The following is a 22,363-nucleotide window of genomic DNA, read 5'->3' on the forward strand; positions in this document are numbered from 1 at the left end:
AATGAAAGAAGGCAGCATCCATTTAAGAGCAGTAAAAGGTATATTTGTATCTTCAAAGTCAGATATATTACAGCAATGGATATCGTATGCTTCTGTAAAAGAGATCCTTCATTTACATAAGATAGATGAAAAAGAATTTATAGAAAAATATGCCAGCGGTGTATTTGACTACTTTATGGGTGTAATCGCGGGTGAGAGAGATATCGGTGACTGTCCTGTTATGCAGGAGTTTTTGGCCTATTTGAAACATCGTGAAATCAGTGCTGACGAGCTGTTTGAGATATGCAGTAATTTTCGTCGTTCTATGGTAGAGTTCACTTATGATGCGAAGATAAATTCAAAAGAGATCTTTGAAGAAATTTCGTATATTTTTGATAAAAATTTTAAAGGTATTTTAAAGTATTATACAGACAGTATTTTTCAAAAGCTTATTGACGCAAGACAGGAAGCACTGCGTGCTTCTCAGGCAAAAGAGTACTTTCTTTCCAATATGTCTCATGAAATTCGCACGCCTTTAAATGCTATTTTAGGCTTTGTAAACCTTTTGATGGATGAAGATATAAGCAATAAACATAGAAATTATTTAGATATTATATTAAGCAGCGGCGAAAACTTACTGAGTATTATCAATGATATTTTGGACTTTTCAAAACTGAGAAGCGGTGAGTTTACGATTGAACCAAAGATTTTTTCTCTGCATGAAGAGCTAAGCCATACGATGGAGCTTTTTGTAGCCAGTGCAAATTCAAAAAATATTACCATTACTTCATTTATAGATCCTCGTATTCCAAAAGAGTTGTTTGGCGATGTCCTTCGAATTCAACAGATAGTCTCAAATTTTTTAAGTAATGCCATAAAATTTACACCCGACGGCGGTGTGATAAAGGTTGAAGCAAGCTGTCATGACAACCAACTGAAAATCAGTGTAACAGACAACGGAGTCGGCATAAACGAAAAAGATATGGAAAGTATATTTGTAGCATTTACACAGGCACAGTTTAGCCAAAACAACAACAAAGAGGGAACGGGTCTGGGTCTGTGTATATCACACCAGCTTGCAGAGTTAATGAATGGAAGTGTTCATGTAGAATCACAGGTGGGAGAGGGCAGTACCTTTTGGCTGGATATTCCTGTTGCAGTGCAAAATGATGAGTGTCAGGTATTTAAAGATATCAGTGATTTTCAGAAACTAAAAATGGTACTTTATGCAAAAGACAAAGTTTTGGATTTCCGACATGAATCCTTGTTGAAGTATGCTGAAATTTTTGCGATGAACATCAGTGTTGTAGAGACGCTGGACTGCGAGTTTGACATATGTATATTTGTACATGAGACATGTGACATAAACATACAAAAAGAGATTATCTACTCTGGGAAAAAATATATAGCACTTATGAGCAAAGAGTATGATACATATGAACACTATGCGCACATTAAAGCGATGAGTTTTCCTCTGTATTGTTCAAAAATTCATAAACATTTCAATGAGCTGCTCAACCCTGAATTATCATTAATTCATAATAAAAAAATATCCAATAGATTTAAGGGACATATCCTGGTTGCTGAGGACAATGAGGCAAACCAGGAATTAATGAAGATTGTCCTCAACAGATATGGCTTGACATTTGATTTGGCTCACAATGGAAAAGAAGCGGTTGCACTGTATCAAAAAAACAAATATGATTTGATTCTTATGGATGAACAGATGCCTGTTATGAACGGAACAGATGCCGTCATTAAAATTATCGAATACGAGGAAAAAAACGGTTTAAGTCATACGCCAATCTCTGCCCTGACGGCCAATGTGTTAAAGGGGAGTAAAGAGAGAGATTTACTGAACGGATTTGACACATTTTTAGGGAAGCCTCTGGTTTTAAAAGAGTTGGAACGTGTTTTTATGGCATATCTGAAACTGGATTCCTACAGTGTTATACAGGAAGATAAAACAGATATATCTTCCACTGACAACCAAAAGATTACAGGGTTGGATGCGAAGAAACTGATGAAAGAGTTGATGTTGAATGAAGATGAACTTATTATGCTTTTGACACTTTTTATCAAAAAAATGAAAACGACCCTGAGTGACTTGGCAAAAGCGGTTGCTGCAAGAGATTATAAAAAAACAGCACTTCTGGCTCATAGTATTAAAGGGTCAAGTGGAAATTTCAGAATTGAAATTTTACAAAAAAATGCAACTGAAATGGAAAGAATGGCAAAACTTGAAAATGCAGACTATAATTATGAGCAAACCCTGAAAGAAATAGAAGAAAAGATTGCATCCATTAAAATAAATTAATCTTCTATATAATAGCCAATTCCTGAGGCATTTTTTATAATGTCTGTTTCAAGTTTATTCCGCAGTCTCCAAACCAGTGTTCTGACGCTGTTTTCTGTAGCACCGTGCTCGTCCCAGACATAGTTCATTGCCTGCTCAAATGATACAACCAAACCAAGTTGGGCAACAAGAAGGCGTAAAAAAGCATTTTCTTTTTTTGTAAGCTTGATTTTTTTCCCTTTGTAAAAGGTTTCGCATATACTGATGTCAAGATGGTAATCACCACCCCCGAACGGAACAATTGGTTTGTCTTGTGAACGCTTGGAATAGAGTAATTTTTCCAGATTCAGTTTATCTACTTTGAGTGAATTGATATTCTCTTTTCTCTCATTTTCCTGTTGGTATTTGAACAAAGCCATTTGAATAGTTGCATGCAGAGATCCAGGGTCAAAAGGTTTTACAATATATCCATAAGGTTCAGTAAGTTTTGCCTGGGCAATAATGTCATCATCACTGTACGAAGTGAGATAAATAAAAGGAATATCATATTTTTCTTTTATAGTTTTTGCAAGTTCGATTCCGTCATTGCTTTCTTGTAAAGAGATATCAATAATAATGACATCCGGATTGTGTGTAGCTATTTTACTTTTTGCCATAGGAGCATTATCACACATCGCCACCACACTGTATCCGTGCTTTTGTAAAGACATATTTAAGTTAAGTGATGTGATTTCATCATCTTCGACTATTATTACTTTTTGTTTTTCCATGTTCTTTTCCTATATTAAAAAAAAGTGACCAATTTGTGATAAATTAAGTCTTTATTATATTATAACTTTTTGTTATTTACAACTAAATTCATATATTTTTAAGAAATTGTTACAAAATGATACTGTAGTTATGATATAGTTTGATGAAAGGACGTATAAATGGTATATTATGTATATATTTTACAATGTAGTGATAATAGCCTGTATACAGGGATAACAACAGATTTGAAACGACGGGTTTCTGAACATAACTATTCAGAAAAAGGTGCAAAATATACTAAAATCAGAAGACCGGTAAGATTGGTATATAATGAAGAACATACAAACAGAAGCAGTGCTTCAAAGCGTGAATATGAAATAAAAAAATTATCACGGTCAGAAAAACTGAAAATTATAAAGAGGAGAGTAGATGAAATTTGAGTTAAAAGATGAGTATATAGAGTTGTATAAATTATTAAAAGTGTTAGATCTTGTAGACAGCGGCGCACAGGCAAAAATGATTGTAGCTGATGGATATGTGATCCGTAATGGAGAAGTTGAACTGCGAAAACGAGCCAAAATAAGAGCAGGCGATATGTTGAGTGTAGGTGATGATGTAACTATAGAAGTTGTTTAAACTTCTATAGTATAAAAGAACTCAGTAGTCCGATCAGCCCTCCAAACACACCACCCCATACAACCAGCCAGTCAAGGTGCTCATGTATCATTTTTTGTACGATTTCTTTGACCATTTGAGGCGTCAGTTCACTTAGTCTTGCATCTACAACCCGTTCGATTGATTGTATCATATCGTCATTTAAGGATGAATGGGTAAGGTGGTGTTGCAGGGTGTTATTAAATGCTTTGGATGTGACTATTTTTATGACTGCTGATTTGAGTTTGTTTGTAAAAGGTTCTTTTAAAGTGCTCAAGGCTTTTTCTCCGCCGAACATCCCTAACATGCCGCCAAAAGAGGACTCCATTACTGTTTTGCTTAAAGCATCAAAAGCAGGTGTAAAATCTGTCTCTTCTATGATAGGTACAAGGTTTATTTTTTTTTCTTCATTGGCAAAAAACTTTTCCAGCTGTTCTTTTGTGAAAAATTCATTCATGATAAGATTTTTTATAGCACTTTTAAATGCTTCAAATCTCTCTACGATAACACCGGAACCATACAAAAAAGGTACTTTTTCAAAGAGCATGTGAATTGCTAACTGATTTGTCAAGGCACCAGAGAGTGCAAACAGACCTGCATATAATAAAGCTTCTTTGTATAAAGGCACTATAAAAGATATTCCAACAAGAAACAGCGCAGTGAGGTTTGTGATAAAACTTTTATGTAATTTCATACTATTGCTCCTTTTTAAATGTGAAATTATATACTAAAAGTGTATGATTATAAAAAATATTACATGGATGAGGGTATGAAACAAAAAACATATGAACTTTTTAAAAATGAAAGTCTAGATACGATAGTAAATGAAATTGAAAAAGAGCTCAAAACAAGAAATGAGTCACCATTTTGGAGTGATAAAGTGGCCCCCTTTTCACGTGCAATTTTATCGGTACTGGTTCCTTTGCGGGACAATGATCTGTTGTTTACACCGGAAGGAGAGTATATAGAGACGTTGACTCCCGAAATTTTTCTTCGATGGAGTGATTTTTTGAGTTTGAAAACACTGGCTTTTACCCTTGCACACTCTAATGAGGCAAATAAATTAGTACGGACAAAACTTGAAGAGGAGAAATGTGAGCAGTACACACCGATAGACTTGAGTGAGTTAGGGACATATTTAAGCAGGTATACGGTGAACTTGGAAAATGAAAGTCTGGACTTTCCAATAGCTAATTATAATCTGCACCAAGGGGTCAGTAATGTTATAAAATCATTACTTTGATTCGGATTTAGTAAAAAATAAGATAAAGAGCACCCCAGAGAAGAAAAATCAGCAATCCAAGCACTCCGAATGTTATCACAATTCGGAGTGTCAGAAAAAGAAGAAATTTTAAAACTGTTTTTAATCGACTCATTGCCTGTAGGATACTGTTTTGAGATGTAACCCTTTGGTTGCATACTCCATTCCACCCTTGAGGTTGATTACTTTATACCCAAACTCTTTTGCAAGCCACGGCGCGACTATGGAAGTTCTGCTGCCTGTATGGCAGATAAGGGCGAAAGGTTTTGTGGTGTCAACTTTTTTATGTAATTCATTTAAAAATTTTCTTACATCATAGTTTCCTCTTGCATCCCAAAACATGATAGGAATTGCACCTTTTAAAAGACCGGTCTCTTTCCATTCTCCCGGTGTTCTGATATCTACAATAGGAATATTTTGCTTGAGTAATTCTTGTGAAATATATTCATTTTTTACTTCTGCTGCTAAGGACAGAGCAAAGAGCATCAGCAGTAAAATTGCTTTTTTCATGGTATTTTCTCCAAATATTGTTCGAGTTCTTAGAAATCTCTTGTATAATTATACTCATAAATAAATAATAGGCTTACAATGGCAGCATCTAAAAAAGCAATCGAGAATGCAAACAGGCTTCGGTATATCCGAGCACTGGAAAGATTTAAAAAAAGTATTTTGTCCTACTTGCTAAACAGCGATGCCCTGGACCATGAAAAGTACAATAAAAAGATTGACAATGCGCTGAAACTGCTCAATCGGGTGGAAGAGGTGCAACTGTACAAGGGTGAACTGCAGGATCTGCAACAGCTCGTAAAAAAAATGATAGGCTATAAAGATTCTGATGAAGATATTGATAATATTAAAGAAGAACTGCTTTACAGTATAAACCAGTTGGAGAAAAGTAAAAATGCCAAACGGTATAAAAAAGACAAGCACTCTCACTCCAAATATGAGGAGTGGGAGTAAACAAAGAGCTTATTCTTCTTTTTGTGTTTGACTCAGCATAGTGTCAAGAAGTATAAAGAGTTCTTCTGATGCTTTTTCCATATCTTCGAAGTTGTGTAAAATATCCTGAGCATGTTCCAATACCTCTTCTTGCGCGTTTGTTTTATCAAGGAATGCAAGGTTTTTGTTTGCATTTTCATGAACAATATTATGAGGTTGTGCTATTTGCGGATAAGCCGAAGTATTGCTAAATCGTTCTTTTCCTTCATGATCATACCATTTTCCAAGATTACATTCATGAGAAGAGACTGCTTTGAGTACTTTTTTCAAAGAAATCAAAGAGTTATATGCTCGTGATTTATATAAAATATGATCTATTTTTGCCAGTACAATAAATATACTGTTTTCCATATAGTATGACTGGTCTACAATTTTTGTTGAGGAGTCACTCAGTTCAATGAGTGTCGTTTCAAACTCTTCTATTTTAGCGGTAGAGGCATCTACTGTCTCTTTCATCAGTTCAGAACTTGTCTGAATTTCGCTCATACCCTGCTGGAGTGATTTTATAGAGATGGAAATTTCGCTTGTAGCCTTGTGCGTACGTTCTGCAAGTTTTCTGACTTCATCTGCTACAACTGCGAATCCTCGACCATGTTCACCTGCACGGGCTGCTTCTATGGCAGCATTAAGAGCTAAAAGATTTGTCTGATCGGCAATATCGGTAATAAGCTCGATGACTGATGTAATATTATTTGTTTGTGAAGCAAGTTCGTCTATATTTGAATGGTTTGTACCTACCTGTTCATTGAGTTCATGCAGCCCATTGACAACAGTGTTGATATTTGCCCGAGAGTCATTTGCAAGTTTTGCAGCAGAATCTGTAGCATGTGTTACTTCTTTGATTTTTTCTATATTTGTTTTTAAATCAGATTGAATAACGGTAAGAGATTCGGACACATTGACGCTTTTTACACTCAGTTTTGAGTTAAAAGAGTCTCTTTGTGCTTTTTGATACTGTTCACGCATAAAATCTATACTTTTACTGACATTTCTGATAGCAACCAGGAACTCTCCGTGCATTCCTTCAGTAGAGATAGGTTTGGAAAAGTCACCCTGGGAGGCATTTGTTATAGCAGTATTTACTTCATGAATCATATTTTCAGTGTGTTCTATAAGGATTTTGAGTGCTTTGCCCATAGCATCAAGTTCGGTGTCTCCCTGTGTTCTGATTTCATTCTTTTTGCTGAAATCACCATTGGAAGCAGTCTCTATCAGACATCTGAATCTGTTGATACCCGAAACTATGGAAGTTCTGATTTTTGTAGTGAGCAAAAATAATATAATGATAATAAGGAGACTTGAACCAAGTACAAATAATTTGTAAAATGTTATGGCGCTTCTCATGGCTTTCATATCTTTTATAAATTGTTCTTTTTTGTTTTTTACAAATGTTTTAAAATATTTTCGTGACTCAACAGCCAAAGGTGAAAGCTTTTGATGATATACGTGGTAAATGGCTTCTTTGTTGTTTTTAATATCATCAGCGCTTAAAGAATCTATATACTTATATGCTTCATTGATAAATTTCAGCGTTGAATATTTTGCCTTTTTCAGAAGTGCTTCGTTGGAACTGTTTTTGGAAACTTTTTCAAGTTTTTTGAAATTTTCTGCAATTGCACTGATATTTTCTCTGAGCTCTCTTTTGTCTTTTTCAATATCGCCGCCGAGCATAACATCTCTGTCATTTCTGCTGATATAGTTCATTCTTTTTTCTATATCATAGATAGTCAGAGATGTGTCAATGGAACTCTCTTTTATCTCATTGAACTCTTTTTCTATGCTGTTAAGCGCATAATATGTAAATCCGGCTGCACCGACGAGAGATACAACAATAACTATTGTTAATAGCCACATCAGTTCTTTTATGCTTTTGTTTCTAAACATGAATATGTTCCTTATAAGTAAATCACAAGATTGTCACATAATAATATGTTATATATTATGACTGACTTAAAGCAAGGGCTTTTATGATAAATTTGTGACTTTTTTCAATAGTTTTTACTTTTTTTCCAGCTTGTGCTACAATTCCTTCACAATAGTAGTTTATAAAGGATTCTTTTTGTCGATAGCAGAGAAAGAAATTAAAAAATTTGAGCATGGTAACTGTGCTGAAAACAATGTATTTTACCAGGCGATGGAGGAGGTGATTTACTCGATTGCCCCGTTGCTTGAGTCTGATGAGAGATACAGCAGATTCGGAATTTTAGACAGATTGGTCGTTCCTGACAGAACTATAAAGTTTAAAGTGACCTGGCTGGATGACAATAATCAAATACAGGTAAATACAGGATACAGAGTACAGTTTAACAACGCACTCGGACCTTATAAAGGAGGACTCCGTTTTCATCCGAGTGTGAATGAAGGGATTTTGAAGTTTTTGGGTTTTGAACAGATTTTAAAAAACTCACTGACGGGTTTACCTATAGGTGGTGCCAAAGGGGGGAGTGATTTTGATCCAAAAGGAAAAAGTGACTTTGAAGTTATGAAGTTTTGTACAGCCTTTATGACAGAGTTGCATAAATATATCGGGCCGCGCATAGATGTCCCTGCCGGTGACATTGGAGTCGGTGCCCGGGAAATCGGCTATCTCTTTGGAGAGTATAAAAAGATTACATCTTCATACGAAGGTGCTTTGACCGGAAAACCCTATTTTTTCGGAGGTTCTTTAATGCGTCCCGAAGCAACAGGCTACGGGGTGGTCTATTTTACACAGAGTATGCTTGAAATTGAAAACAAAGAGCCGCTTGAGGGAAAAATATGCACAGTCAGCGGTGCTGGAAATGTTGCTTTACATGTAATCGAAAAGCTGCAGGAGATTGGTGCTGTTGTAGTGACATGTTCGGATTCTCACGGGACAGTGTATGATCCAAGAGGGATTGACCTGGCTCTGGTAAAAGAGTTAAAACTGAATCGAAGCAATTCTTTGGAAATGTATGTACAGACACATACAGAGGCAAAATATACGCCTGTATCAGAGTACCCTGAAGGGGAGCATGCTGTTTGGAATATTCCGTGTTATGCGGCCTTTCCGTGCGCTACGCAAAACGAACTCTTTGAAGCGGATGCGCAAAATCTTATAGAAAACGGCTGTGTGAGTGTTTCTGAGGGTGCGAATATGCCATCGACTCCAAATGCTATTGCCTTGCTGCAATCGCATAAAGTATGTTTTGCACCGGCTAAAGCTGCCAATGCCGGGGGTGTGGCTGTGAGTGAATTTGAGATGAGTCAAAATGCTTCTATGAGTAAATGGAGTTATGAAAAGGTAGATTTTAAATTAAAAGAGACGATGCAGATGATCTGTAAACGGGTGGCGCTTACGGCAAAAGACTATGGAGTAGAGGGGAATTATGTTGATGGTGCAAATATTGCAGGATTTAAAAAAGTAGCTGATGCTATGATAGCTGAAGGTATATAATAAAGGATTTCCAATTAAAAAAGTTCAATTAATTTTACTGACTTTTGTTTTTATATTTGCCGGGACATTGAGTGCAAAGGTAAAATACTCAGAGTTTATAGATGCACAGTTACAGCTGGTGTATCAGATGAATGATGCAAATCTCTCCCAGGAGCAGATAGAAAATTTACTGCAAAAACAGGAGTACATGTATGATCAGGAACTCAATACTATCATCTCAAACAAACAGCAGTATATTGAGAATGTGCAGGATTTCAGCAAGGAAATATTTTCACTGAAAAAAATCATTGCGATTAACAGACGGCTGGGTAACGGATATGCCGTAATTCGAGATGAGGCACAGTTGAAGTCGTATGAAATTGTCAAAAATCAGAATATATTGATTAAAAATGTACTTTTGTCGTTGGATGTACCGAATATTCAGGATTTTGAAGAAAAATTAAATGTTTATACGGCACAGAATCAAGAAGCCCTGAGTAAAATTACAGCAAAAGACTATAAACATATTTTGGCACTCAAAGATCCTTCTCCCATCTTAAAAGCGGCAAAAAAAAATATAGAGGAATACTATGCGCTGCAGGAGATAAACAGTGATTTTATAGCCTTTTTATACAAAGCAGAGAATAAACTCTACCGACTGAACAAATATGTCAAATACCATATAATCAAGCCTGTTGTTTTTATTAACTCCTTTACGGTGGTGAAAGCTGTAGATGGGTTTTTAGAGTCGTACGGACTGAGTGTTGTGAAGCTTATTATTATCTTTTTGCTGATTTTGGTAATTTATGTTTTAAGAAAAGTTTTTTATATCGCATTGCAAAAACTGTTTCTTCAAATAGACTTTTTAAGCAGATACTCTGAACAGATTCTTGAGAAACTGCGTAAAAGTATAGAGATCCTCATCCTGATTATTAATGTAAACATGGTCATATATGTTTACAATAATTTCAGCTCCATAGAGGAAGTAAGTCGTATATTTAACATGATATACGGCTTTTATTTTACATATATTATTTATATTATTGTCAATACGGCAGCCATTATCAAGCTCAATACTTTTGAAAAAGAAAAATCAAATATAAAAAGCGAACTGATTAATGTCGGATTGAAAATTATCAATTTCTTTATTGTCATTATCGGTTTGCTGATTGTTCTGTATTTTGCCGGTGTTGACTTGACCGCTGTACTTTCTGGTCTTGGAATTGGTGGTTTTGCGGTTGCTTTTGCAGCAAAAGATACAATTTCAAACTTTTTTGGAACACTCTCTGTCCTTTTCAGCGATGTATTTTCACAAGGCGACTGGATAGAAGTTGACGGCAAAGAGGGTGTTGTTGTTGAAATCGGTCTGCGTGTGACAACACTAAGAACCTTTGATAATGCCCTTATTGCCATTCCAAACGGCACCTTTGCATCCAAAGATATAAAAAACTGGAACAAAAGAAAACTTGGACGCAGAATAAAGATGAAACTGGGTGTAAAATATGACTCCAGACAGGAAGATATTAAAAATGCCATCAAAGAAATCAGAGAAATGCTGCAAAATCATCCGAAAATTGCAACAAAAAATACAAAATATGAGCATGAGATTGAGTATGGACATATAGCAAAACTTGTTTCTAAAGATGATCTTGAAGGTGTCAAAAAGACACTGCTTGTGTATCTTGACGAGTTTGCAGATTCAAGCATTAACATACTTGTATACTGTTTTTCAAAATCAGTGGAGTGGGAAGAGTGGCTGAAGACGAAGCAGGATGTTATGGAAAAAATAATGATGATTTTTGAAAAAAACTCTTTAGAATTTGCCTTTCCGTCTCTCTCAATTTATAATGAAACAAAGGATGAACATGAATAAGGGTACGAAAAGAGCAGATATCAAACAGGGTGCTTCTGTTGCCATCGTTTTAAAGCAGGATCAGGAAAGCGGCTATTTAACAGACGGGATTGTCAGAGATATTCTTACAAAATCTGCAACACACCCTCACGGTATTAAAGTCCGTTTGATGAGTGGCGAAGTAGGACGGGTAAAGGAGATATATTGATTTTTCGCAACACGGACTTTAGTCCGGGCTGAGAGTGGCAAGACTATTGTAACAGCCGGCACTGAAGTACCGGTTCCGAGAAAGTATTGATTTGCTTAACTTAATGGCATTGACGGGGGATGTTTTATATCATTTTACTGATGTAGAGCCATCCCTGCCAAAGCGCAGCTGAGGAGATTCCGGCCGCAAAACCTGCAATAATATCATCTCCCATCACGCCGACGCCGCCTTTTGCTTCACGGTCTATTCTCCCTATAATAGAGGGTTTTGTTATATCAAAATATCGAAAAAGAACAAAAGAGAGAAGTGCCTGCACCAAAAACCCATTTTGAAGATCCGTTATCTCAGTGCTTGCAACACCGACAGCGGGTGCAACACTGAGTGCAAACCACATCCCGGCAAGTTCATCTATCACTATTCTTTGGTCATCATGATTGCCTGTTTCATCTTCATATTTGTTAATAACTTTAATGGCTATAATCGAAATAAGCAGTGCCGCCAAAAAAAGTGTAGTTGCATCAAAGTAGACAAGTATTGCCATACCAAGCGGCAGTGAAGCCAGTGTTCCCATAGTTCCGGGAGCTTTAGGAGAGAGTCCGCTGTAGCCTAAAGTGAGAAAAAACCAGTTCATTGTTTTCCTTATGTCAGTGATGTTGTTTGATAGAGTTTCATTAACTCAAGATAAAAATCTTTTTCTGTATGTTCTTCAAGCAAACCTTTTACCGGAAAAGTGTCATAATAGAGTTTTTCAAGATTTTTAAACCTGTTCGGAAAGAGTTTAGAAAGTAAAAATGATGAAATTTCTTTCCGTATAAGAACAGCAGGAGGTAAAAGTCCTGCCTCCAAAAGTGCCAAAATTGAGTCCGCATGGTAAGAGATCTGATGATGCTGTCCGTGAGGACAGGTATTTTTGCTCACAAGCGTTTTGCACTCATCACAGTACACATACTCACTTGCAACGGTAATCTCGATATCTATGCCTGTAACTTTGTCTATGATCGATTTGTTTGAATTACAGTCATAAAACATGCCCAAACCGGCATGATTACGGCCAATGGTCAGTCTGTCGCAGCCATAGTTTTTTGCGACAATTGCATCGACAATAATTTCATTGTAGCCTGCAAAGATATAGCTGTTTTCAAGAGGAATAATAATTACCCGGTTTTTAGGAAGAAAATTATTGATAAAATACTCTAATGCTTCTTTTCGTACTTCATACTTTAAATTTGCATTGTCATAAGGTTTGAGTAAAAATATAACAAGCAGATCGGTACTTTCAAGTGTTTGGCGAATCAGCCTTTCATGGGCACGGTGAAGCGGGTTGACTCCCATCATCAAAGAGGAGGTGTGTTTTGCTCCTATGAGTTCTTTTGCTTTTTGAATTTTTATTTTGTTTTTGTGTTTTGTTTTACTGAGAATGGTATAGTTTCCGCTAAGTGCCCAGGTGCCTATTCTTTTAATGGTGGCCATGACACCCGGATGGGTGAGGTCATCAGTGCCGTAAATATGCTTTACCCGTTCCTTGGGATTAATTTGAAAAGTTTCTTCGACACACAGCACAGCAAACTCTTTACCATTGCAGATAATAGTAACTTCTTCGCCCGGCTCCAAGGTAGGAATGATTTTTTCATTTTTTTTGCCCGAAGGAGCCAATATGAAAGGGAAGGGGAAAGACTGACCGTTTACAAGACCGGTTTGCAGGACTTCCTTGGATTCCTGTTCATTCATAAGTTTTGTTACAGGGGCCAAAAGGCCTTCTGCAACGAGTTCAAGAACAGAAGCAGCCTCTTTGTCTATATAAATTGTTTTATTTTTTCTTGATGATGTCATATTTTTTTCTTTTTTCCCATAAACTCTTGCGGCTTATCCCAAGTTTTTTTGACAATTCTGTATCCGGATATTTGTCTTGATAGTTTAAAACAATAAATTTGACATAATCTTCTATTGGCAGGATTTCTCCTTTGTCAAAAACATTGCTGTCACTTTTTATCTCTATAACAGGGTAGGCGACTTCCTCAATTTTATCGCTGCTGGCGATAATGGCTTTTTTCCCCTGTATCAGGTCACAAAAACGTTTTTTATCACTTTTTTTGAGTGCCTGATAATCAATGATATATATAATTGAATTTTGTGGCAGCGAAGCTATCTCATTTAATGCTTTTGAATCACTTAATGATAAAAAATGTATGGGAAGATTTTTCTTTTGGGCATATTCAAAGGCGAATGCATCCGCATATTTTTGAAAATTGGATGATACGAAAAGCGGCAACTCAATTTCATCCAAATTCTGTTCATGTTTTGTATTGGAAAATGTGTGTGCAAGATATTTTTCATAGGCTTCAGTGCGTTTTTTGAGTTTTTCATAATCCTGATAATGGTCAATTTTCCGTACAAGCTCTTCAATCATGAAAGGTTTGAGGATATAGTCCTTTGCCCCGGCACTCAGTGGTTTTGAAACCGTGTCATTGCTAATGTAGGAAACCATTAAAATAACGATAGAGTTCTTAAATGTTTCTATAAGCGGGTTAAAATCCTGTCCGTTGATGTTTGTCGAGAGTAAAACAACATCATAGTTGTTGCTCCCGATGGCATCTCTGGTGGATGTACACATTTCACATGTGTGACCAAGTTCACCTAGTTTTGTTGCAATACTCTGGGCTAAATACACTTCATTTTCTATAATTAATATCTTCATGTTATCCTATTATCTTCCAGTTAAAATATTTTAAATTTGCATTGGCAATGACTCCAACACCTTCACTTCTGCCTATAAAACCAAGTTTCTCTGTGGTTGTTGCTTTGACATTGACTCTTGCTTTGTCGATTTTGAGTATTTCTGCAATAGTTTTTCTCATTGCATCTTTATAGTTTGCAAGTCTTGGTTTTTGTGCGGCTATTGTAATGTCTGCATTGACAATTTCAAAACCGTAGTTATAGATTTTTGTCACTACTGTCCGTAACAGTTCTTTTGAATCTATACCTTTGTAGGCACTGTTGTTGTCCGGAAAAAGCATGCCTATATCACCCATGCCTGCAGCCCCTAAAAGGGCGTCTATAAGTGCGTGCAGAGCAACGTCTCCGTCACTGTGGGCTTTAAATCCGTAATCAGCATCTATCTCTACACCACCAAGAAACATTTTTCCTTTTTCGTCAAAAGCATGGACATCAAAACCGTTGCCGCTTAAAATGTCACTTGATGGTGCTTCGAGGCAGGGAAGCCTGTTTAAATCATGGGTAAAAGTTATCTTGCAGGCATCTTCATCCCCTGCAACAAAGGTGCGGGTTCCTCCGTAGGCAACAATGGCACTGCTCTCATCTGTAAATTCAGTAGGTGTCTGCAGGGCTTTTTGAAGTATTTTAGTGCGGGAGAGTTGGGGTGTTTGGATTTTTTTGACTTTGTCTCTGTCTATTGTCGTATTTTCATATACTATGGTGTCTGTTACGGGTAAAAAAGGAACGATACAGTCAGCTTCTTCTTTTTGCGCAAGTATTCTTTGAAGCAAATCTTCGCTGATACAGGCTCTTGCTATATCACTGACAAGAACATATTCACTCTTTACATGTAGTAAGGCATTTTGCAAAGAGTCTTGTCTGGAACTGCCTCCTTTTACAAAAGAGTAATCGGCATAGTTTTGCATAAAGGCAATATCTTCTTCGGATGAAACAATAATAATTTTTGAAAAAAGCCCGCTGTGAGCAAACCTGTCTGCTACAAACTGCCATAAAGGTTTGTGCTGTATCCGCAACCACTGTTTTTTTACAGAGGTGTCAAAGCGACTAGAACTACCGGCTGACAATAGTACAAGCGTTAAATCAGACAAATAGTCTCCTACATATATAAAAGTGTTACGAAATTATACACATAGAAAGCTTTTTTTTATCTTGAATGTGTAAATTTGTCATTTTTATGTTCACATTTTTTGACTAAGCACTTACATAAATAATCTCATCAATTGTTTCACTTTATGTTAGATTAACTTTATTTGATTATATTTCCATCATATATAAAGAATGAAAATATAATATTGAGGAGTAACTTATGAGATCTTCATGGGTAAAAGAGCGAGAGGGTGATTCTGTAAGAACACAGATGCACTACGCAAAGAAAGGCATCATCACACAAGAAATGGAGTATGTTGCAAAAGTAGAAGATTTGTCTCCTGAACTGGTTCGTAGCGAGATAGCACGCGGTAGACTGATTATACCGGCAAATATAAATCATACTTCATTGGAACCAATGGCTATCGGAATTGCAAGTAAATGTAAAATAAATGCAAATATCGGTTCTTCTGCCATTGCCTCTGATGTACAGGGTGAAGTAGAAAAGATGGAGGTCTCTCAACACTATAAGGCAGATACAGCAATGGATCTCTCAACCGGCGGCGACCTGGATGAAATCAGAAAAGCTGTTATTGCTTCTTCAAAGATTCCTATCGGAACAGTGCCTATTTATCAGATTTTGCATGATGTCGGGAATAAAATCGAAGATTTGACTATAGAGGTTATGCTTGAAGTGCTGGAACGTCAGGCAAAACAAGGGGTTTCTTACTTTACAATTCATGCGGGTTTCCTGCTTGAGACTATGCCTAAAGTTGCAAAGCGTAAAATGGGTATTGTCTCTCGCGGGGGATCTTTAATGGCTGCCTGGATGATGCATTATCACAGAGAAAACCCTTTTTATACGGCATTTGATGATATTTTGGATATCTGCGCAAAGTACGATGTTTCTCTTTCATTAGGAGACTCTCTTCGTCCCGGTTGTCTGGCAGATGCGTCTGATGAAGCACAGCTTGGTGAACTCAAAGTGCTTGGAGATTTAACGCTTCGTGCCTGGGAAAAAGATGTGCAGGTTATGATTGAAGGTCCGGGACATGTTCCAATCAACCAGATTGAACGTAACATGAAGATACAAAGAGAACTCTGCCATGAAGCACCTTTTTATATTTTAGGTCCTTTGGTTACTGATATTGCAGCGGGATATGATCATATCTCTTCTGCAATCGGTGCGGCTGTCGGCGGATGGCACGGTGCAAGTATGCTTTGTTATGTAACACCAAAAGAGCATCTTGGTCTTCCAAATGCCGATGATGTCCGCGAGGGAATTATTGCTTACAAAATTGCGGCACATGCTGCTGATATCGCCCGCGGACGTAAAGGTGCACGTGATGTTGATGATGCCATGAGTGATGCACGTTATACATTTGACTGGGAAAAACAGTTTGAATTGGCACTTGACAGCGAACGCGCTCGCGAATACCATGATGAAACACTGCCTCAAGATGTATTTAAAGAAGCAGAATTCTGTTCTATGTGCGGACCTAAATTTTGTTCATACAAAATTACACAGGAAATTATGGACAATCCTGAGGGAATAGAAAGAATTATTCAAGACAACAAAGATAAAGAAGCAGCAGAGGCTGAAGCAGAAGCTTTAGTTTAAAGTCTGGCTTAAAAAGAAATTGATTTTAAACAAGACAATATTTATCTTATTTAGATATAGTACACTTTTAAAGCAAAAATTGTCAAAAAGTTTAAATAGTCGGAACTATCCTTTAGGGTCAATGCCAATAAGTTAAGCGACTCTTTGGGAACCCGCACTTTAGTGCGGGCTGAGAATGGCAAAAAAGTTAAATAAATTAAAGGAAAACGAATGACTGAAGAAATTGTAAAATCGGCACTCTCAAAAGTTATGTATCCAGGATTTACCAAAGATATCGTAACATTTGGTTTTGTAAAAGATATAGCAATAAAGGGAAATGATGTAAGTTTCACTGTTGAAATTACATCATCAGCTCCGGAAGTAGCACAACAAATTAAAGATGAAGCTACAGAAGCTTTAAAATCAGCAGGGGCAGAAAATGTTACTGTAAATATAAAAGCACCGCAAATGCCAAAAGAAAGTTCGTCTCAAGGCAAAAACATCGCACCGCAAATCAAAAACTTTTTGATGGTCAGTTCAGGCAAAGGCGGTGTCGGAAAATCAACTACTGCTGTCAATATTGCAATTGCACTCGCGCAGCAAGGCAAAAAAGTAGGTCTTTTGGATGCGGATATCTATGGTCCAAACATTCCTCGTATGTTAGGAATTTCTGATCAAAAACCGGAAGTAACCGGAAATAAAGTGCTTCCGATGAAAGCATACGGTATTGAAGTTATGTCTATGGGCTCACTCATGGAAGAAGGACAGTCGTTAATCTGGCGCGGTGCTATGATTATGAAAGCGATAGAACAGTTCTTACGTGATATTTTATGGTCAGAACTGGATGTTTTAGTGATTGATATGCCGCCGGGAACAGGTGATGCACAGCTTTCACTTGCACAGGCTGTGCCTGTAACTGCGGGTCTGACTGTAACAACACCACAGTCTGTTTCACTTGATGATTCACGCCGTTCACTCGATATGTTTAGAAAATTAAACATTCCTATAGCCGGAATTGTTGAAAATATGAGCGGATTTATTGCACCTGATACCGGTGTTGAGTATGATATTTTCGGAAAAGGCACATCTCAGCCAATGGCGGATGAGTTTGATACGAAAATAATTGCCGAAATCCCAATTGAGCCGGCTATCCGTACCGGTGGAGATGAAGGAAAACCAATTATTTTTGCAGACCCGTCATCAGAAACAGCAAAACGTTATATGAAAGCTGCTGAATCTATCTGGAGTACAATTGAAGAGATCAATGCAAACGGCGGAGTGGACAATCAGTCTGTTCAGCCGACAACACCACCGGGTGTAAGTGCATGTTCAACAGGTGCTGCTTCTGCACCTAAAGAGCAAAGCGGCGGCGGATGCGGCTGTAGCTAAAAACTTATAAACAAGCAACGCTTTTTGCGTTGCTTAAGCTTCCTCTATATCTGTTTATCGTAAGTGCTCATCCTCTGACATCTCCGGTTTATACTCAACAATTTTATTTCTTCCTGTCGTTTTTGCCACATACAAAGCAGTATCTGCGTATTTGATACATTTCCAAATAGTATCACCGTCTTTGGGAAATTTGGATATACCTATACTCATGGTTTTTTGTATAGTTTTTCCGTTGCCGACATCAAAAACAAGTTTTGAAAATTCAGAGTGAATTTTTGAAGCGATCATTTTTGTTCCTTCATCTGTGGCATTGTGCAGCAGGACAACAAACTCTTCTCCGCCGTATCGAATAGCCAGGTCTGATTCTCTGATACTGCTGCGGAGTACTTCTCCTATTTTGGCAATGACTTTGTCTCCTACATCATGCCCGTAGGTGTCATTGACTTTTTTAAAGAAATCAACATCAAGCATTAAAACACTGTATGTTGTATTGTCCCGTTTTGCCTGATTTGCAAAAGTGTCTATAAACTCTTCGAGAAATCTTCTGTTATAAAGTCCTGTCATTGCGTCTCTGAGAGAGGTGTCACGGAGTTTGGACATTAAAATTTTACTCTCTATAACCGGTTTAGCCGCTTCAAGATAGTTTTCAATACTTTTAATAAAACTATTGACTCTGTTTAATTCATTTTTTTCTTTGGTTGTAATAGAAATAACAAGAGAGTTTTCATCATTAATGGTAAAAGGAATACATATATATTCCAATCCTTCACAACTGCATTCTCGGCATAAATTGACAAATTCACTTGAGATTACTGCCGTATTTGTTCTGTGTGCTCTGCATAATGATGCATCTTCGTCCACTTTGTCATTGCAGACACTTTTGCCGTTGGAGATGTAAATAAGCTTTCTTGCAGCCTTGAGTGTATCTATTTCATAAAATGCAAAATGCGAAAGCTCATATTTATTACTCAGTACATCTACAATTCTTTGATAGACTATCTCTTTTGTAAGATCATGTTCAATCGTCTTTTTAAATTTATATATATCTGAGAGTTCTCCGATGATTGTTTTTGCCTCTTGAAGAGGGTCACTTGAAGAGACACATCCCTGGGGAATAAATGTTGCAAGGTTGTATTTTATGTCGCCAAAGGTCTCTTGCATTTTTCTAAAGAGCGTATTAAGCTGATCGACAATGTTTTTGGCATCACCTTTCACTTTTGTGGTAAATTCATAGGAAAAGTCTCCTTTGTAAGCTTTTCTTATTCCTTTTTGCATATTTGAGAAAAGCTCCATATAGGGTGTTACATAATGGTTGATCAGCAGTAATACAATGACAATAAAAAGAAGATTTATTCCAAGTATTTTCAAAATGGTAAACATCCCTGCATTACGCATATCTGTAATGTCAAACTCCATACTGATGGCTCCGAGTGTATCTCCTCGCTGAACATTGTGACAGGAGAGACAGTTTGGACCGTTTGCAACTGTGGCTTTATAGGGAATAGTAATTCTAAGCATAGAGTTTTCAGTCGATTCTGAAATTTTTTGAACCATCTTTCCTGTTTTTAAAACTTCTTCATCAATCGCATCTCTTACTGTTTCACTGTTAAAGCCTTTTCCGTATTGTTTGATGACTTTATCAGATCGGACAATCCACAAGTTTTTTATTTTATCATTGTTGGAGCTGATTTGGTTGAGGAAATAACTTCTTTTGTCCATAATACCGTTGACCATATGTGCTGTCAACCCGTCTTTGACGATAGCTGCAGCCATTGTAGCTTTTTGTGTGGCATCTTTTATACTGTATTCCCTGAAATTTAAAGAGACATTTACGATAGTGGCCAGGCCAAGACCCAAAAGCATTAAAGCGACAAAGAGTAGGAGTTTTGATTTTGTTTGCATAGTGTTCACTTATAATAGGATTGTTTTTAATATATTAGCCAGAAACAAATTAATTTAAAGTGAAAAATGTTATTTTTGTCTATAAGTTACATTTTAGTGATAAAACAGAGGTTTCGAAGAACCAATGCAGTGCGGGCTGAGAGAGGCAAAAAAGTAACAACAGTCGGCACTGAAGTACCGATTCCGAGGAGTCACTATTTTTCGGAACCCATCCTTTAGGGTGGGCGAGAGTGGCAAAAAAGTTCAAAGAGTCGGCACTGAAGTACCGATTCCGGGAGTCACTATTTTTCGGAACCCATCCTTTAGGGTGGGCAAGCGTGGCAAGAAAGTTCAAACAGTCGGCACTGAAGTACCGATTCCGAGGAGTCACTGTATTCCGGAACCCGTACTTCAGTGCGGGCTTGCAGGCAGAGAAAGTACCGATTTCAAGAAATATCTATTCTACCGTAACACTTTTTGCAAGGTTTCTTGGCATATCAACATCATTTCCAAGACGAATCGAAATTTCTAAGGATAAGAGTTGTAAAACAACCATCATTTCAAAAAACTCCAGCATATAGTGTTCATGTTTTTTTGTCTGGATGAAGTCATCCGCCTTGTCAAATTCCAAAGGACTGATGGCACAGATAGTAGAATCTCTTGCACTCAGCTCCTCAGCATTGCTTTTTGATTTTTCATAAAGCATATGCTGCGGCAGCAGGGCAATGGTGAAGAGTTCCGGATCGGCCAGAGCAATAGGTCCGTGCTTCATCTCTCCGCTTGGATATCCTTCGGCATGCAGATAAGAGATCTCTTTGAGTTTTAAAGCACCCTCAAGGGCCAATGGAAAAAAGACATCCCTGCCGATAAAGAAAAAACCGTGTCCGTGCAAGTAGCGTTTTGACAACCGTTTGATGCGTTCATGCAGGGTATCACTGACCTTTACACTTGCAGGAATGCTGCGCAGATGGTGTATATGTTGTGCCATTGCAGCTTTGGTGAGTGTTTTTTTGCTTTGTGCTACATGTAAAGCAAGCATCCAAAAAACCGTGACCTGAGTTGCAAAGGCTTTTGTCGAAGCCACCCCTTTTTCAATGCCTGCCCGCGTGAGTATCGTTTTGTCGGCAATGCGGACCATGGAAGAGTTGTCAACATTACATATAACAAGCGTTTTTAATCCTGCTTTTTTGGCCATTTTGAGTGTCTCAAGTGTATCTGCAGTCTCACCGCTTTGTGATATAACAACAAAGAGTGTATCTTCACTCATGAGAGGTGAACGGTAGCGAAACTCTGAAGCAACTTCAACAGAAGTTTTTATTTTTGCATAGCGTTCAAACAGGTAGGAGGCTGTCAGGGCCGAATGGTATGAAGTACCGCAGGCACATAGTTTTATCTCGTTGATACCTTCGAAAAAATCCTTTCCCAGTTCATCAAAAATGATTGCATCATCACTCAAACGTCCTAAAAGCGTATCGGCAACAACAGAACTCTGTTCATATATCTCCTTTTCCATAAAAAAACGGTATCCCTCTTTTTGTGCGGAGAGTTTGTTGTTTGTAAGCTGTATGAAATGAGGTTCTTTTTTTTCACGGTTCTTGTCAAAAATAACAAGCTCATCATGTGTTGCATAGCCGTAATCACCGTCTTCAAAGTAATTGACTTCACCACACTGTCCGATAAGCGGTGTGTCCGAGGATGCAAAATATTTTTCATTTGCTTCGTTGATGCCTACAAGCATGGGAGAACCGTTTTTTGCGAAAAATATTTTATTTTTTTCTTCTTTCGTGACTAAAAGAATCGCATAGGCCCCTTTGAGTTCAAAAATTGTTTTTTCAAAGGCTTCAAAAGCATTTTTGGTATTTTTCAGGTTTTTTTCAAATTGATGTACAATCACTTCGGTATCTGTCTGGCTTAAAAAAATGCTACCTTCTTTGAGGAGTTCTTTTTTTAACTCCGCATAGTTTTCTATAATGCCGTTATGCACAACATAAGAGTGTATTCCGGTATGGGGATGGGCGTTGAGTTCTGTTGGTTTGCCGTGTGTTGCCCAGCGGGTATGTCCGATACCGACTGCAAATTTGTCGGTCACAAAATCTTTTGTTTTTTCTTCAAGGTTGACAAGTTTGCCTACGGCTTTGAAATTGGAAAATTCTCCATTACTCAACACTGCAATACCGGCAGAATCATAACCTCTGTATTCGAGCTCTTTGAGGCCGTTTAATAAAATTTCTTTTGTATTTTTGTTTCCTATATATCCGACAATTCCGCACATGCAGACCCT

General features: G+C 37.4%; 20 protein-coding genes. 10 read left to right on the forward strand and 10 right to left on the reverse strand.

Features of this window, described 5'->3' with window-relative positions; translation table 11 throughout:
• The first annotated feature begins 1 nt into the window (after position 1).
• Positions 2-2,296 carry an ATP-binding protein gene (locus MNY28_RS00170; protein ID WP_346388513.1) on the forward strand — a complete coding sequence of 765 codons (2,295 nt, stop codon included), beginning with the start codon at positions 2-4 and terminating at the stop codon, positions 2,294-2,296.
• Here the strand turns inward: MNY28_RS00170 and MNY28_RS00175 are convergent.
• Positions 2,293-3,045 (reverse strand): response regulator, encoded by a 753-nt coding sequence (locus tag MNY28_RS00175; protein ID WP_151900742.1) that lies wholly within the window; start codon positions 3,043-3,045, stop codon positions 2,293-2,295. The genes MNY28_RS00170 and MNY28_RS00175 overlap by 4 nt on opposite strands.
• A gap of 159 nt (positions 3,046-3,204) precedes the next feature.
• On the opposite strand from MNY28_RS00175, the gene MNY28_RS00180 reads away from it, so the two are divergent.
• Both MNY28_RS00180 and MNY28_RS00185 read left to right on the forward strand, forming a co-directional pair.
• On the forward strand, positions 3,205-3,465 hold the full coding sequence (locus MNY28_RS00180) for a GIY-YIG nuclease family protein (RefSeq protein WP_151900741.1): 261 nt from the start codon (positions 3,205-3,207) through the stop codon (positions 3,463-3,465).
• A complete protein-coding gene (locus MNY28_RS00185; RefSeq protein WP_346388514.1) occupies positions 3,455-3,661 on the forward strand; it encodes an RNA-binding S4 domain-containing protein in 207 nt (68 codons plus the stop codon). Before MNY28_RS00180 ends, MNY28_RS00185 begins: the two co-directional genes overlap by 11 nt.
• A 4-nt stretch (positions 3,662-3,665) precedes the next feature.
• On the opposite strand, the gene MNY28_RS00190 is transcribed toward MNY28_RS00185, so the two are convergent.
• Positions 3,666-4,373: a DUF445 domain-containing protein gene (locus tag MNY28_RS00190; RefSeq protein ID WP_346388515.1), complete on the reverse strand. Its 708-nt coding sequence runs from the start codon at positions 4,371-4,373 to the stop codon at positions 3,666-3,668.
• Between the two features lie 75 nt (positions 4,374-4,448).
• Between MNY28_RS00190 and MNY28_RS00195 the strand changes: the two genes are divergently transcribed.
• Entirely contained in the window at positions 4,449-4,922 is a 474-nt protein-coding gene (locus MNY28_RS00195; protein WP_346388516.1) for a hypothetical protein, read from the forward strand.
• Between the two features lie 129 nt (positions 4,923-5,051).
• On the opposite strand, the gene MNY28_RS00200 is transcribed toward MNY28_RS00195, so the two are convergent.
• The gene (locus MNY28_RS00200; RefSeq protein ID WP_151900737.1) at positions 5,052-5,450 is read right to left on the reverse strand and encodes a rhodanese-like domain-containing protein; all 399 of its coding nucleotides are present in this window, start codon (positions 5,448-5,450) and stop codon (positions 5,052-5,054) included.
• 78 nt (positions 5,451-5,528) lie between these two features.
• Here MNY28_RS00200 and MNY28_RS00205 point away from each other — a divergent pair, with 78 nt between their 5' ends.
• Positions 5,529-5,900: a hypothetical protein gene (locus tag MNY28_RS00205; protein ID WP_151900736.1), complete on the forward strand. Its 372-nt coding sequence runs from the start codon at positions 5,529-5,531 to the stop codon at positions 5,898-5,900.
• A gap of 9 nt (positions 5,901-5,909) precedes the next feature.
• Here the strand turns inward: MNY28_RS00205 and MNY28_RS00210 are convergent, their stop codons facing one another.
• On the reverse strand, positions 5,910-7,823 hold the full coding sequence (locus tag MNY28_RS00210; protein WP_346388517.1) for a methyl-accepting chemotaxis protein: 1,914 nt from the start codon (positions 7,821-7,823) through the stop codon (positions 5,910-5,912).
• Positions 7,824-8,004: 181 nt separating this feature from the next.
• On the opposite strand from MNY28_RS00210, the gene gdhA reads away from it, so the two are divergent.
• The 3 genes from gdhA (at position 8,005) to MNY28_RS00225 (ending at position 11,393) form a co-directional block, all read left to right on the forward strand.
• Positions 8,005-9,354 (forward strand): NADP-specific glutamate dehydrogenase, encoded by a 1,350-nt coding sequence (gene gdhA / locus MNY28_RS00215; protein WP_346389029.1) that lies wholly within the window; start codon positions 8,005-8,007, stop codon positions 9,352-9,354.
• A 67-nt stretch (positions 9,355-9,421) separates the two neighbouring features.
• A complete protein-coding gene (locus MNY28_RS00220) occupies positions 9,422-11,206 on the forward strand; it encodes a mechanosensitive ion channel family protein (protein WP_346388518.1) in 1,785 nt (594 codons plus the stop codon).
• Entirely contained in the window at positions 11,199-11,393 is a 195-nt protein-coding gene (locus MNY28_RS00225) for a YwbE family protein (RefSeq protein ID WP_151900733.1), read from the forward strand. The genes MNY28_RS00220 and MNY28_RS00225 overlap by 8 nt, the downstream gene beginning before the upstream one ends.
• Positions 11,394-11,517: 124 nt before the next feature.
• Here MNY28_RS00225 and MNY28_RS00230 read toward each other — a convergent pair whose 3' ends face one another.
• From MNY28_RS00230 to MNY28_RS00245, 4 genes are read right to left on the reverse strand one after another with little or no spacing between them, the layout of a single operon-like run.
• Positions 11,518-12,024, reverse strand: a complete 507-nt coding sequence (locus MNY28_RS00230; protein ID WP_151900732.1) for a phosphatidylglycerophosphatase A — start codon at positions 12,022-12,024, stop codon at positions 11,518-11,520.
• An 8-nt stretch (positions 12,025-12,032) separates the two neighbouring features.
• Positions 12,033-13,223, reverse strand: coding sequence for a sulfate adenylyltransferase (locus MNY28_RS00235; RefSeq protein WP_346388519.1), 1,191 nt, complete (start codon positions 13,221-13,223; stop codon positions 12,033-12,035).
• Complete coding sequence (locus MNY28_RS00240; protein ID WP_151900730.1) at positions 13,201-14,088, reverse strand: response regulator; 888 nt, start codon at positions 14,086-14,088, stop codon at positions 13,201-13,203. Before MNY28_RS00240 ends, MNY28_RS00235 begins: the two co-directional genes overlap by 23 nt.
• Before the next feature lies 1 nt (position 14,089).
• Positions 14,090-15,214, reverse strand: a complete 1,125-nt coding sequence (locus MNY28_RS00245; protein WP_346388520.1) for a bifunctional 2-C-methyl-D-erythritol 4-phosphate cytidylyltransferase/2-C-methyl-D-erythritol 2,4-cyclodiphosphate synthase — start codon at positions 15,212-15,214, stop codon at positions 14,090-14,092.
• A 218-nt stretch (positions 15,215-15,432) separates the two neighbouring features.
• Here MNY28_RS00245 and thiC point away from each other — a divergent pair, with 218 nt between their 5' ends.
• Together thiC and MNY28_RS00255 are read left to right on the forward strand one after the other, a co-directional pair.
• Complete coding sequence (gene thiC, locus MNY28_RS00250; RefSeq protein WP_346388521.1) at positions 15,433-16,833, forward strand: phosphomethylpyrimidine synthase ThiC; 1,401 nt, start codon at positions 15,433-15,435, stop codon at positions 16,831-16,833.
• A 210-nt stretch (positions 16,834-17,043) separates the two neighbouring features.
• Positions 17,044-18,201, forward strand: coding sequence for an Mrp/NBP35 family ATP-binding protein (locus MNY28_RS00255; protein ID WP_346388522.1), 1,158 nt, complete (start codon positions 17,044-17,046; stop codon positions 18,199-18,201).
• Positions 18,202-18,255: 54 nt separating this feature from the next.
• Here MNY28_RS00255 and MNY28_RS00260 read toward each other — a convergent pair whose 3' ends face one another.
• Together MNY28_RS00260 and glmS are read right to left on the reverse strand one after the other, a co-directional pair.
• Complete coding sequence (locus tag MNY28_RS00260; RefSeq protein ID WP_346388523.1) at positions 18,256-20,103, reverse strand: GGDEF domain-containing protein; 1,848 nt, start codon at positions 20,101-20,103, stop codon at positions 18,256-18,258.
• 436 nt (positions 20,104-20,539) lie between these two features.
• Positions 20,540-22,354, reverse strand: coding sequence for a glutamine--fructose-6-phosphate transaminase (isomerizing) (glmS, locus tag MNY28_RS00265; protein ID WP_346388524.1), 1,815 nt, complete (start codon positions 22,352-22,354; stop codon positions 20,540-20,542).
• Positions 22,355-22,363: the final 9 nt, after the last annotated feature.

Origin of the sequence: Sulfurimonas sp. NWX367 (assembly GCF_039667065.1) — a bacterium.
GTDB lineage: Bacteria > Campylobacterota > Campylobacteria > Campylobacterales > Sulfurimonadaceae > Sulfurimonas > Sulfurimonas hydrogeniphila.